This window comes from Erwinia pyri (assembly GCF_030758455.1).
GTDB classification, from domain to species: Bacteria; Pseudomonadota; Gammaproteobacteria; order Enterobacterales; family Enterobacteriaceae; genus Erwinia; species Erwinia pyri.
This window is the reverse complement of sequence record NZ_CP132353.1, coordinates 668,370-682,061: the sequence shown is the minus strand read 5'-3', so window position 1 is coordinate 682,061 and position 13,692 is coordinate 668,370. Positions and strand designations below refer to the sequence as shown.

Genomic DNA, 13,692 nt, shown 5'->3' with positions numbered 1-13,692 from the left:
GACCGACACCAATCTAATTTAACAGAAGTGTGGATACCGTCTTATGGAGCAAAACCCGCAGTCACAGCTTAAGCTTCTTGTCACCCGTGGTAAAGAGCAAGGCTATCTGACCTATGCCGAGGTCAATGACCATCTGCCGGAAGATATCGTCGACTCCGATCAGATCGAAGACATCATTCAGATGATCAACGATATGGGCATCCAGGTTGTGGAAGAAGCGCCTGATGCCGACGATCTGATGCTGAACGAAAACAGCAGCGACACGGACGAAGATGCTGCCGAAGCGGCTGCTCAAGTGTTATCCAGCGTTGAATCTGAAATCGGACGTACAACTGACCCGGTTCGCATGTACATGCGTGAAATGGGTACCGTTGAACTGCTGACGCGCGAAGGCGAAATCGACATCGCTAAACGCATCGAAGACGGTATCAACCAGGTACAGTGTTCCGTTGCTGAATATCCGGAAGCGATTACCTATCTGCTGGAGCAGTACGATCGCGTTGAAGCGGGCGAAGCACGCCTGTCTGATATGATTACCGGTTTTGTCGATCCTAACGCTGAAGAAGATATCGCCCCTACCGCAACACATGTAGGGTCGGAGCTTTCTGAAGATGAGCGTGACGACGACGAAGATGAAGATGAAGAAGATGACGACACCGCCGACGATGACAACAGCATCGATCCGGAACTGGCGCGCGAGAAGTTTAACGACCTGCGCGTACAGTACGAGAAAGCGCGTACCGTTATCAAAGCCAAAGGCCGCAGTCACGCCGATGCCGTTACCGAGATTCAGAATCTTTCTGACGTCTTCAAACAGTTCCGCCTGGTGCCGAAGCAGTTCGACTTCCTGGTAAACAACATGCGCACCATGATGGACCGCGTTCGTACGCAAGAACGTCTGATCATGAAGCTCTGTGTTGAGATCTGTAAGATGCCGAAGAAGAACTTCATCACGCTCTTCACCGGCAATGAAACCAGCGAAACCTGGTTTAAAGCGGCTCTGGCGATGAACAAGCCATGGTCTGAAAAGCTGAAAGATGTTTCTGAAGACGTGCAGCGTGGTCTGATGAAGCTGGGTCAGATTGAAGAAGAGACCGGCCTGACTATCGAGCAGGTTAAGGATATCAACCGTCGTATGTCTATCGGTGAAGCCAAGGCTCGCCGTGCGAAGAAAGAGATGGTTGAAGCAAACTTGCGTCTGGTTATCTCCATTGCCAAAAAGTATACCAACCGTGGCCTGCAGTTCCTGGACTTGATCCAGGAAGGTAACATTGGTCTGATGAAAGCGGTTGATAAGTTTGAATATCGTCGTGGTTATAAGTTCTCAACTTATGCCACCTGGTGGATCCGTCAGGCTATCACCCGCTCCATTGCTGACCAGGCGCGCACCATTCGTATTCCGGTGCATATGATTGAGACCATTAACAAGCTCAACCGTATCTCTCGCCAGATGCTGCAGGAGATGGGCCGTGAGCCGACGCCGGAAGAGCTGGCCGAGCGCATGCTGATGCCGGAAGATAAGATCCGTAAGGTGCTGAAAATCGCTAAAGAGCCGATCTCCATGGAGACGCCGATTGGTGATGATGAAGATTCGCATCTGGGTGATTTTATCGAAGACACCACGCTGGAGCTGCCGCTGGACTCAGCCACCTCCGAGAGCCTGCGTTCTGCCACGCACGATGTGCTGGCTGGCCTGACCGCTCGTGAAGCGAAAGTGCTGCGTATGCGCTTTGGTATTGATATGAATACCGACCATACGCTGGAAGAAGTGGGCAAACAGTTTGACGTGACACGTGAGCGTATCCGTCAGATTGAAGCGAAGGCGCTGCGTAAACTGCGTCATCCAAGCCGCTCTGAAGTACTGCGTAGCTTCCTGGACGATTAATTTGTCCTGAGCAGGTAAAAAGCCCCGGCACAGGCCGGGGCTTTTTTTATGTCCGAAGGGTGCTCACCAGACCACTATTAAACAGAGGGTGAACATTTTTTGTGCCATCTTTGGCCTCCTTCTCCATTGCTTTTCAGCGGGTAAAAGGCTACCTTTACATTGTGCGATGTAAGAGCGGCCTCACTTTGATTAACGTCAAGTGGGGCTTTTCTCTTTCTGTCCCGGCAACTCAGGACAGAAAGATCCTGAGCACCCGTCGCGCAGTGTAGCGCACTCGCTTCGCTTACTTCCTTCTGATTCACTAAAGTACGATCTGGCACTAATTTTTATGCAACCGGGCTGAAACGCGGCTACCGCTCCCCGTGAATTAACGACCCCGCGCCGCCAGCGCCACATCTAACTCACGATAGGCAGCCGTCAGCTCATCCTGAGAAGCACGGTTCAGGCCGCTTGGGTTGGGCAACACCCAAACTTCCGTTTCGCCGATGGTATGCGGCTGCCTGCCCCACTCCACCTTGCTGACCCTGGCCGCCTGCTTCCATGCCTGTTTACCCAGTACAGCTAAAGCAGTGGGCTGGTAGACCTGAATTTTCTCAATCAGCGCCCTGCCCCCTTCACGCAATTCGTCACGCGACAGTTCAGTCGCTTCCTTAGTGGGACGCTCCACCAGCATGGTAATACCGCAGCCGGTATCAAGCAGCTGCTGCTCCTGTTCCGGCTTCAGCTGCCGGGTCGTAAAGCCCGCCAGCCAGATCGTTTTCCAGAAGCGGTTCCCTTTATGGGCAAAATGAAAACCCATATGGGCAGAGGATTTACCCGGATTGATGCCGCAAAAAACCACGCGCAATCCCGGAGCCAGGATATCCGTTATCGTATGTTCATCGGTTTCGTTCATGTTTACTTCTCCTGAAAAGCCTGACGCAGCCAGTGGATAAAAGTGCTGACGGCGCGGGGCACCTGAGCAGACCACGGGCGCAGCACATACAGCGTACTGGCAAATGCTCCGGCCGTTTGCCAGTCAGGCAAAATCTCCACCAGTCGCCCCTGCCGCAGCGCAGCCCGTGCACTGAAATCGGGTAAAAGCGCGATCCCCAGACCGTCCAGCGCGGCATCCCGGATGGATTCACTGTTATTCGTCGCAAAGGGGCCGGATACATTTACCGTCACCGGTGCCTGCCCCTGATGCAACGAAGTGAATGTCCAGCGGGGCGTTTCCGTCCCGCGAGGATAATAAAGGCATTGATGAGCGCTGAGTTCTTCCGGCGTCTGCGGAAAACCGTGTTCAGCCAGATAAGCGGGCGATGCCACAACCTGCGCGCGGGTGGCGCAAAGCGGTAACGCAACATGCGTTTCCGGCAGGCTGTCGCTGTGACGGATAGCCAGGTCGAAGCCTTCACTGGCCAGAGAGACCAGCCGGTCAGAGACTTCTAACTGAATACGAACCTGTGGATGTTCACGCAGAAAAGCGGTGATATGGGGTACAAGCTGTTGACGGGCAAAAGCTACGGGCGCCGTAACCCGTATTAACCCGCGCAGCGGGCCTGCCGAATCACGCACGCTGAAGAAGCTCTGCTCGATCTGGGCGAAAGGCAGCCGTAGCTCCTCTACCAGCTTCTCCCCCGCGCTGGTGAGCCGTACACTGCGCGTGGTTCGCATCACCAGAGGCACGCCGGCGAATTGCTCCAGCTCCTTAATTTTCTGACTCATGGCCGCTTTGCTGACTTCAAGCCTTTCTGCTGCGCGGGTAAAGCTCCCCTGCTCAGCCAGCATCATCAGCCAGTGCAGGTGTACCCACAGGGCGTCGCTCTTTGCCTCTTTCATCTATTGTTCACTATAGTAAATAATCAATTTAAGTATAGCGCTTTTTCCCACCGTTTAATCACCGTAAAGTGAGTTCTGACATAGCCGCAGAGAGCCTGTCCTCTCTCTGTGATTTAACTGATATCAGGGGAAAAGTATGCCTTTACTGCAATTTGATGTGATTCAGGGCCGTTCAGAATCTGAGATGCGAACTTTGCTGGATGCCGCTCACCGTGCGGTGCTGGCTGCTTTTAAAGTGCCAGAGCGCGATCGCTACCAGATTGTTCATGAAAACAAACCTTACCAGATGGTTTTTGAAGATACCGGCCTGGGGCTGACGCGTACCGATAACCTGGTCATGGTAAGGGTTTTCACCAGCCCACGCAGCGACGAGCAGAAACAATTCTTTATGGCGGAACTCTGCCGGGAGCTGAAAGAGAGCTGCGGTATTTTGGCCAGCGACGTGATGATCAGTTTTATCACTAACAGCAAAGGTGACTGGAGCTTTGGTAACGGCGTAGCGCAATACATGACTGGCGACCTGTGACAGCAGTGCATCATCACGCTCAGGTGCAGATCCCTGTCATGAAGATGACTCAGCGTTTTTTCGGGAAGGAATAGTGGCCGCGCTGGCTGAATAAAAACGCTCCGGCAAAGGCCGGAGCGTTGCTGGTTTCGCTACACCTCAGGGAGGAACTTGCTCCCTGCAGCGTTCAGGAAATCAGAAGTCGTAACGCAGACGAACCAGGTTCATATCACCCAGGTTGTCGGTGCTGGAGGTGAATACGTGCTCGTAATCCACGCGGAAGCCGTAATCCAGCTGGAAGGTCACGCCCACGCCGTTATCGATACGTTGGTAATCGCGGCCGTTAACAAATTCCAGACGGTCACCCATAACGTATGGCATAAAGGTTTTCAGGCCATACTGGCCAACCGGGATGGTATAACCAGCCAGATATTCAATTCCCCACGCATCGTTAGCGAAGTAGTTATTCACATCTTTCAGTTTAGTTGGGGCAAAGTCCTGGTAGTATCCACCGCCGAAGGTGAAGGTCCAGTTATCCGGTTTCCAGCTAAGAGCGGTACCGTAGATGTTCTGGTCGTAGGCTTTTGAATCATCGTTACCCGGGTTGCGCATCTCTGCACGGGTATAGTTCCAGGCCGCGCCCCAGGTCAGGTCTTTGGTCAGGTGATAATCCACGCCCAGCGAGCCGCCGCCGTTACGCTTGTAGCGCAGGCCGTTACCCGGCAGATATTCGCTGTCTTCAAACAGGTAAGAAGCATAGAGGTCAGCATCGCCGAAGGTGTTTTTATACTTCAGCATTTTACGGGAACGATAAGAGCCGTCGTAATCACCTTTAATGCCGATACCAGGAGCCTGAGCCAACATGTCGTAGTCCCAGATATCCGTTTTTGAGCCAACAACATCATAATAAACGCTGTTTTGCTGGCCAAACGTCAGCTTACCCCAGGTTTTGCTCTGGAAACCGGTATAGAGCATACGGCGACTGGTATCGTGATCGTTATCAGCATGGTGATTGTCCCAGTTGAACAGCGCCGGAATATTCACGCCCAGCTCGTAGTAACCTACCCAGCTTACATCATCAAACAGGTAGTAATCCGCCAGGAAACGGAAGCGGGTGCCGCCATCAAAACCGTTACGCTTATAGGAACCTTTATCCCCATCGCCGGTCAGATTGTTGAATTGCGGACGAATACTGCCACCGACGGTAAAGTTCAGGCGGCTAAGCGGGTCGCCAGCCTGCGGATCGGCTTTCAGAACGGTAATTTCAGCATGAGCGGCAAACGACGCACTGCCCACCAGCAGCCCCAGCCCAATGGCCTGAGTTAAAACACGCATTTTTGTTAACATCACAGATCCCTGATAAGAATTGTCTTAGATTTTCCGGGTGAGATAGTAGCCTGAGAAGCGTGACAAAATGTGGATTTATATGACCCTTTCGTGCGGTTTTTCTTACATAATCTTTAAGAAAATATGTCATTTGACGTAAATACACACAAATATGGTCATTTTGTGCTGTATTTTATTTATGTCATGCGCCCCTCCTGCTCTCTGCTCTGCTGGTTTTATTTTTTTATCTCCGCAGCCCCCCTTCGTTCCAGTTAACACTTTTGTAACGCGAGAGTGGTGTTCTCCTCCTGCCTGGCTATACCTCACAGAGGTTCGTTAAGCGGGAGGAAGGCATGACATCAGCGAGCAGAGAGCCCGAGGGACGTAATGCGCGACTGGCGCGGCTCCGCCAGCTTACCCGCGTGCCGGTACTGATTATCGGTGGAGGGATCAACGGCATCAGCACCTTTCGTGAGCTGGCTCTGCAGGGGATCCCGGTAGTGATGGTGGAGAAAGGCGACTGGTGCCAGGCAGCCAGCGGCGCACTGTCGCGTATGATCCATGGCGGATTGCGCTATCTGGAAACCGGTGAGTTTGGGCTGGTTAAAGAGTCCGTACAGGAGCGGGATCGGCTGCTGAAGAATGCTCCGCACTACGTTGCTCCTTTACGTACCACTGTGCCCATTGGCAGCCGGACCGGCGGGCTGATGAATGCCGGCAAATGCTTTTTGCAGCTTTCAGACCAGCCCAGCCGACGCGGGGCACTGGTGATTAAAACGGGTCTGACGCTTTACGATACCTGGTCCCGCCAGTTTGGCACCATGCCCAGACATCAGATGCATAATCAGCAGCAAACGCACCAGCGCTGGCCAGGGTTTGCCGGGTGGGTGAAATACAGCGCGGCCTATTATGATGCGTGGATCGCCGCCCCGGAACGCCTGGGTTTTGAGCTGATTGAGGATGCTGAACGCGCGGCGCCCGGTGCGCTGGCGCTGAACTACCTCAGCGTTGAGCAGTGCGACGGCGAAAAGCTTACCCTGCGCGATCTCCTGAGCGGCGAGACTTTTACGCTGACGCCCCATGTAGTGGTGAACGCTACCGGCGCATGGATTGACCAGCTGAACGGCACGTTAAGCCCCGCCCTGCCAGCAAATAAGCTGATTGGCGGCACCAAAGGCTCGCATCTGATCCTGCGCAGTCCGGCGCTGTTGCAGATGCTGGATGGCGAAATGATCTATTACGAAAACCAGGAGGGGCGGGTCTGTATTATGTTCCCGTGGTACGGCAACGTGCTGGTTGGTTCAACCGATATACGGGTAGATAACCCGGAGGCGGTGTGCGAAGAGGAGGAGCAGAACTATATTCTGGACTCCCTGCGCTTTATTTTCCCCAACCTTCAGGTGAGCGGGGAAGACGTGCTTTACACCTTCAGCGGTGTGCGCCCGCTGCCTGCCAGCGAAGCCACTCACAGCGGCACTATTTCCCGTAACCACTCGCTGGTTCTGCTGCCGCCTCTTGCCGGGCGGGATTTCACCACGCTCTGTCTGGTCGGTGGCAAATGGACCACATTCCGCAGCTTCGGCGAACAAGCCGCTGACCGGGTGCTGAAGCTGCTGGGGGAAAAGCGCAAAGTAAGCACCGTAGAGATGGCGATTGGTGGCGGCAGCCATTTTCCCGCCGCCGCAGGCAGACAGGAGTGGATAAAGCAGCAGAGCAGTACCTATGCGCTGTCACCGACCCGCACTGCTCAGTTGCTCTCGCGCTACGGTACGCGGGCAGAAGCGGTTATGGCTTTTATGCAGCAGCAACCCGACACACAGCTGCAGGCCCACCCGGAGTGGAGCCAGAATGAGCTGCGTTTCCTTATCCGCTATGAGCAGGTAGAGACGCTGGAGGACCTGCTGATCAGGCGTACGCATCTTGCTGTCAGCGGCCAGCTTACCCTCCCGCTGATTGAAGAGGTAGCCGCGCTGCTGGCGCAGGAGCGTAGCTGGTCTGTTCACGATAAGGAACAGCACGTTGCGGAAACCCTGAGCCGTCTGGCTGCCCGGCACGGGCTTGGCAGACTTTTACCGCCATCCTCGCCATCCTGACTTCGCCTCGCTTTCTGATTTACCCTGACTCGCCTGCAAAAACGGCGGTGGGCCTGGTGGCGACACAAAAGGCTTACCGCCCCTCCCTGTAGAGTGTGACTTAAATCTGAATTCCTGCATCTGAACAGCGGCCCGGTCAGCGAAAGGGAATATTAATTTTATTTAACAATAATAATAATATCCCACCCCACAGAGCACGTTTTCCGTGATATCTCCCTCTTTGTAGCGCGAAAACGCTGCCTGATACGTTAATCACTTCGATGTGGAATTCATACAAAGTTAAACAAAGTGTAAACAGAGTGCAATGAAATGCCGGTGCGGGGACATTCTTCTGTGCCGCCCCAATATTGCCAGGGATAATTCGCTGCGCTAAATTGGCTTATTCCGCGCAGATCTTCCCCCTTTCACCGGCACAGGACGGGGATCGCGCCAGGTTGAGGATAAAAACAACTTATGGGTTCAGAATTACTTTCGCTGGTACTGTTTATTGCTTCAGTGACGCTTTACACCTGGAAAGCGGGAAGGAACAAACTTTGGTTTACCGCCATTTTGTTGTTTTTAGGCATCTATATCATTCTTAATGCCTCTTTGCTGGCGAGTAATTATTTTACCGGTGAAGGAATTAACGACGCGGTTATTTACACCATTACCAGCAGCCTGAGCGGTGCAGGCGTCAGTAAATATATTCTGCCTGCGGCTGGCCTTATTGTGATGCTGGTGCTGCTGTTCATATTTTTATCCTGGGTTTTGCGCCTGCGCAAAGGGCATCGTACCAGTCAGTTCTACAGTCTGCTGGCGGTGCTGCTGGCGCTGGGTTCAATTAATACCACTCCCGCCTATCAGCAGGTTGCCAGCCTGATTAAATCGCAGGTAGGCAAAGGGAACTCCGACTTCTACACCCATTATAAAGTGCCGGGAAAACAGATTCAGGGCGATAAACCTAATCTGGTCTATATCTATGCGGAGAGCCTTGAACGCACCTATTTTGATGAAAAAGCGTTTCCGGGCCTGGCACCGGAGCTGAGCCAGATCAAAAACAACGCCTTTGACTTCAGTAATACGGAACAGCTACCCGGTACGGAATACACCATTGCCGGCATGGTGGCTTCGCAATGCGGTATTCCACTGTTTGCCCCCTTTGATGGCAACGCCTCCAGCTCGCTCTCCACTTTTTATCCGCAAAACGTCTGCCTGGGCGATATCCTGAAGTCGTCCGGTTATCAGAACTACTTTTACCAGGGCGCCAGCCTGAGCTTTGCCGGTAAGGATCTGTTTCTCTCTTCCCACGGTTTTGATCATCTTTATGGCCTGAACGAGCTGAAAAACGTGGTGAAAGACCAGAGCTACCGCAACGACTGGGGATGGTACGACGACACGCTGCTGGATGTGGTGTTTGATAAGTATCTTGAGCTGGCTCGTAAGAACCGCCCTTTCTCGTTGTTTGCACTCACCGTCGATACCCATCATCCTGACGGCTTTATCTCGCGCAGCTGCCAGCGCAAAGATTACCCGTATGAGGGTCAGGCCAATAAATCGTTCGCCGCCGTGGCCTGCAGCCAGGAGCATATTGCGCGCCTGATCCAGCGCATTCAGGCTACGCCTTACTTTAAAAACACCATTATTGTGGTCAGCTCCGACCATCTGGCGATGAACAATACCGCTTACAAATACCTCAACCAGCATGACCGCAGCGACCTGTTCTTTATGGTGCGCGGGGATAATGTCAGCAGTAAAGTGATCCCGGTTAAACGCAGCACGCTGGATAATGGCGCAACCGTGCTGGATGCGATGGGTGGCGACAACTTTATTGGTCTGGGGCGCAGCAGCCTCTCCTCAACTTCGCTGGCGGCCACCTATCTTAATATCAAAGAGAAAATCAACGAGTGGAAGCCGGACGTCATCAAACTGTGGAATTTCCCGAAGGTTATTTCAGATTACGAAATTGATACCGACAAGAACACCTTCAGCTTCTCTGGCGTGCACTTCAAGCTGCCGCTGCTGCTCTCCGTGATGCCCAATAAAATTGAGCCAAAGTTTGATGTTTATCTGGCGGCGCCGCTGAAACAGCAGCTGGCAAAATTTGCGCCCGACGAGAAATTTGTCTGGATCGATCGCTGCTTTAAGATGGGCGACGTCTGGGATAAGAAGCTGGAGCTGAACCCGAACCTCTGCATAGCGCAAGGAACGCTGAACTCTCCGCCACAGATCCAGCAGGTTAAACCCGGCCTCACGCAGGGCAAAGCAACCTTCAGCCAGACCGGCACGCAGAGCGACGATCGCTACCAGCAGGCGGTAACGCGGCTGCGCATTGGCGACGATGACCTCCGTTACACCGCTGACCGCATTCTGTTTGGGCTCCCGGGCCTGCCTGAGCAGGTGCAAAAAGTGACCGGCTTATCCTTTATCGAACCCTGGGGCGGACGCTGGTCCGATGCCAATCTGCTTCCTGTGGTCACCGTGCAGTATCTGGAACCGCTGCCAGCCAGCTTTGATCTGACGCTGATCGCGCGGGCATTCGGCAAAAACAGCCAGCAGCCGTTCAGCATCAAAGTGGGGGATATGATCCATAAGATTACCTTCAGCAATGGCGACACCACGGTCAAAGTGCATTTCACTAATCGGGCACAGGCCAGAACCATTGAGATCCAGCCACCCGCACCGGAAGAGACCGCCGAAGGCGCGGTGGACGGTTTTGCTGCCCGTAAACTGGGGATCGGCCTGGTGAGCCTGCAGGTCACCGCCACCGAATAAATTGCGAACTGCTTCACAGATATTCATCAAGTTTTCGCCCCCGCTGCCGATTTACTGGGCTTCGAGGGGCGTAAACAGCAAGCCCTATTTTCAGAGGGAAACATGTGATGGCATCTGTGAAAAATATGAAGGTCGGGGTTCGCCTCGGCGCAGCGTTCAGTTTGGTGATCCTGCTTTTGATCATCGTGAGCGCAACCGCAATATTGAAAATCAACAATATCAACACCGCAGTAGACAGTATCGTTAGCGACCGTTACGTTAAAGTCCGCCTGGCCTTTGACGTGCGCGATGGCGTAAATGAACAGATTAAATATCTTCGCGGGATGGTGATCGATACCACGCGTCCACAATATAACGTCAAGCGTTACGGTCAGCTTGACGACGCAACGAAGAAAACCACGCTGGCCATTGATAAAATTGCTCAGTTGCAGACAACTGCCGTAGGTAAAAAGAAAATCCAGGCCGTTACCGAAGCGGCTCAGGTTTTTGAAAATGCCAAAACGGAGCTGATTGCCATGATCCGTGCGGGCAACGCCGATGACGCGGCGGCCTTTGCTCTGCAGAAAATGACCCCTTCGCAAAATAACTTTCTGAATCTGGCAGCCAAATTTGCTGACTCCCAGTCCAGCCAGCTGATGGCGGAAGGCGCGGTGGCCAATACTGAAGGCAATACCGCCATTCAGATCACCTTAATCTTCTCTGCGCTTGCCGTGGTCGCTGCGATCCTGCTGGGCTTCTTCCTGACCCGCTCTATCGTGCGTCCGCTGCGTGAAGCCGTGACCATTGCTGAAAACGTGGCGGCGGGCGATCTGCGCACCGTGATCCGCGTCAGCTCTACCGATGAAACCGGTCAGCTGATGCAGGCCCTGCAGAACATGAATGAGAACCTGCTGCGTATCGTTACTGAAGTCCGTTCCGGTACCGACCTGATCCACACCGCCTCCAGCGAGATCTCTGCCGGTAACATGGATCTTTCTTCCCGTACTGAGCAGCAGGCCAGCTCACTGGAAGAGACCGCCTCCGCGATGGAACAGATGACCTCCACCGTGAAGCAGAATGCGGATAATGCCCGTCAGGCTAACGAACTGGCCGCACTTGCCTCTAAAGTGGCGATCCAGAGCGGTGACGCGGTGAAACAGGTGGTCAGCACCATGGATATGATCAACAGCTCTTCCCGGAAGATTGTCGATATTATCAGCGTGATTGACGGCATCGCCTTCCAGACCAATATTCTGGCACTGAACGCAGCGGTAGAAGCGGCGCGTGCCGGCGAACAGGGTCGTGGTTTTGCTGTGGTGGCCTCCGAAGTGCGCAGCCTGGCACAACGCTCCGCTTCAGCGGCGAAAGAGATTGCGCAGCTGATTCAGGACTCCGTGGCCAAGGTGGATGAAGGCGGCAGGCAGGTTGCTAAAGCGGGCACCACCATGGATGAGGTATTGAACAGCGTGAAAAGCGTGACGTCCATTATGGGCGAGATTTCCATTGCCAGCTCAGAACAGAGCACCGGTATTGTTGAAATCAGCACGGCTATCAACCAGATGGACCAGGTGACGCAGCAGAACGCCTCTCTGGTGAACCAGTCTGCGGCGGCAGCTCAGTCGTTGCAGGAGCAGGCTGAACAGCTCTCGCTGGCGATCAGCGTCTTCAAGGTAAACGACACGCACTACTCACCAGTCTGAGTCAGTCAGGTATAAAAGCGTTAACAAACGGCCGAAACGGCCGTTTGTGCATCTCATGCTTAAGTGCAAAAAAAACCGTACCGATGCCTTTGGAAGCCGGTATAAAACAGATTACTATACGAATTATCTTAAGCCTGATTCAGATGGATGTACGCACGTTGAAACCCATTCTTCACCGTTTGCTGGCCCTGCTCGTTGTGGTGACTCCGCTCAGCGTGATGGCCGCACGAACCGCCCCCGATCCGCTGCTTGCGTCCCAGATTGTTGATCGCTACGCGCAGAACATCTTCTATAACACCAAAGCGACCGGCATGGCGATAGTGGCCATTGATGCCAACCAGCGCGTCTTTGCCAGCCAGGGCGTTATCCGTCCGGGCAGTAAGGTTCGCCCGCAAAAAGATTCCGTTATCCGTATCGCCAGCCTGACGAAATTGCTGACCAGCGAGCTGTTAGTCAAACTCTCTGAGCAGGGTGTGGTAAGGCTTGACGATCCGCTGAGTAAATATGCTCCCTCGCGCAGCAGCGTACCCACTTATGCCGGGCAGACTATTCGTCTGATTAATCTTGCCACCCACACCAGCGGACTGCCTCGGGAACAGCCGGGCGGAAAGCCGCATCGCCCGGTGTTTGTCTGGCCAACCTACAGCCAGCGCTGGAACTGGCTGCAGAGCGCGCATCTGAAAGCCGCGCCGGGCACGCAGGCCGCGTATTCGAACCTGGCGTTTGACCTGCTGGGCGATGCGCTCTCTAAAGCCGCTGGCGTTCCTTATCCCACGCTGTTGCAGCGTGAAATTACCCGCCCGCTGGGGATGAAAGACACCACCTTTACCCCCTCCCCCGATCAGTGCGGTCGCCTGATGGTGGCGGAAAAAGGCGCAAGCCCGTGCATGAATACGCTGGCGGCGATTGGCAGCGGCGGTATCTACTCCACCCCGGACGATATGGGCCGCTGGATGCAGCAGTTCCTCTCTTCTGACGTGCACCCGCGCACTACACAGGCAGACCGAATTCAGACCATGATTTATCAGCGTGACCAGCTGACCAGGGTTATCGGTATGGATGTACCGGGCAAAGCTTCTGCGCTGGGGATGGGATGGGTTTATATGGCTCCGCAAGGTGGGCGGCCGGGAATTATTCAGAAAACCGGCGGCGGCGGCGGCTTTATTACCTATATGGCGATGGTGCCGCAGTACAGCGTGGGCGTATTTATTGTGGTGACCCGCTCGGCGCAGACCCGTTTCACGCCCATGAGCGATGGCGTGAATAATCTGCTGACAGAGCTGATTGGCAATACGCCGGACAGCGCGCAGCTTGCGGCAAGTATTATGGCTAATTAACTGAGCAATTCAGCGGAGCGGAATAAGCGTTAACCGCTCCGGAAGCAGCCAATTATATCATTATGTAAATATCCATGATAATTATTAAATAAAGGATCGCCAGAGTGCAACATGCACTCTCAAGGCCCGCTGACATTCATGGTTATTTCGTTTTTTATCCCCTTTGTGAGTCACTCGAAATTCTCTCCGCCGTAACCCCTGTTAACTCTCTTAATATTCATTTCGTCACACACCGTTATTTCTTCTGGCACAGAATATGCTTTCTTTAGCTATTACCAATACAGGGTGTTCTCAA

At 53.7% G+C, this 13,692-nt stretch carries 9 protein-coding genes; 6 read left to right on the top strand and 3 right to left on the bottom strand.

Going from position 1 to position 13,692, the window contains the following annotated elements:
* Positions 1 to 43 precede the first annotated feature (43 nt).
* Positions 44 to 1,885, top strand: coding sequence for an RNA polymerase sigma factor RpoD (rpoD, locus tag Q3V30_RS03210; RefSeq protein ID WP_306210403.1), 1,842 nt, complete (start codon positions 44 to 46; stop codon positions 1,883 to 1,885).
* Positions 1,886 to 2,252: 367 nt separating this feature from the next.
* Here the strand turns inward: rpoD and mug are convergent, their stop codons facing one another.
* Positions 2,253 to 2,780: a G/U mismatch-specific DNA glycosylase gene (gene mug, locus Q3V30_RS03205; RefSeq protein ID WP_306210401.1), complete on the bottom strand. Its 528-nt coding sequence runs from the start codon at positions 2,778 to 2,780 to the stop codon at positions 2,253 to 2,255.
* Between the two features lie 2 nt (positions 2,781 to 2,782).
* Positions 2,783 to 3,706 carry a LysR substrate-binding domain-containing protein gene (locus Q3V30_RS03200; RefSeq protein WP_306210399.1) on the bottom strand — a complete coding sequence of 308 codons (924 nt, stop codon included), beginning with the start codon at positions 3,704 to 3,706 and terminating at the stop codon, positions 2,783 to 2,785.
* Positions 3,707 to 3,842: 136 nt separating this feature from the next.
* On the opposite strand from Q3V30_RS03200, the gene Q3V30_RS03195 reads away from it, so the two are divergent.
* Entirely contained in the window at positions 3,843 to 4,232 is a 390-nt protein-coding gene (locus tag Q3V30_RS03195) for a tautomerase family protein (protein ID WP_306210397.1), read from the top strand.
* Positions 4,233 to 4,406: 174 nt separating this feature from the next.
* Here the strand turns inward: Q3V30_RS03195 and Q3V30_RS03190 are convergent, their stop codons facing one another.
* Positions 4,407 to 5,558 (bottom strand): porin, encoded by a 1,152-nt coding sequence (locus tag Q3V30_RS03190; protein WP_306210394.1) that lies wholly within the window; start codon positions 5,556 to 5,558, stop codon positions 4,407 to 4,409.
* Between the two features lie 332 nt (positions 5,559 to 5,890).
* Between Q3V30_RS03190 and Q3V30_RS03185 the strand changes: the two genes are divergently transcribed.
* The 4 genes from Q3V30_RS03185 to ampH all read left to right on the top strand — a co-directional run bounded on the left by Q3V30_RS03185 (position 5,891) and on the right by ampH (position 13,397).
* The gene (locus Q3V30_RS03185) at positions 5,891 to 7,630 is read left to right on the top strand and encodes a glycerol-3-phosphate dehydrogenase/oxidase (protein WP_306210391.1); all 1,740 of its coding nucleotides are present in this window, start codon (positions 5,891 to 5,893) and stop codon (positions 7,628 to 7,630) included.
* A gap of 453 nt (positions 7,631 to 8,083) precedes the next feature.
* Positions 8,084 to 10,381: a phosphatidylglycerol--membrane-oligosaccharide glycerophosphotransferase gene (gene opgB, locus Q3V30_RS03180; protein WP_306210389.1), complete on the top strand. Its 2,298-nt coding sequence runs from the start codon at positions 8,084 to 8,086 to the stop codon at positions 10,379 to 10,381.
* 107 nt (positions 10,382 to 10,488) lie between these two features.
* Complete coding sequence (locus tag Q3V30_RS03175) at positions 10,489 to 12,060, top strand: methyl-accepting chemotaxis protein (protein WP_306210387.1); 1,572 nt, start codon at positions 10,489 to 10,491, stop codon at positions 12,058 to 12,060.
* Between the two features lie 143 nt (positions 12,061 to 12,203).
* Positions 12,204 to 13,397 (top strand): D-alanyl-D-alanine-carboxypeptidase/endopeptidase AmpH, encoded by a 1,194-nt coding sequence (gene ampH / locus Q3V30_RS03170; protein WP_306210385.1) that lies wholly within the window; start codon positions 12,204 to 12,206, stop codon positions 13,395 to 13,397.
* Positions 13,398 to 13,692 lie beyond the last annotated feature (295 nt).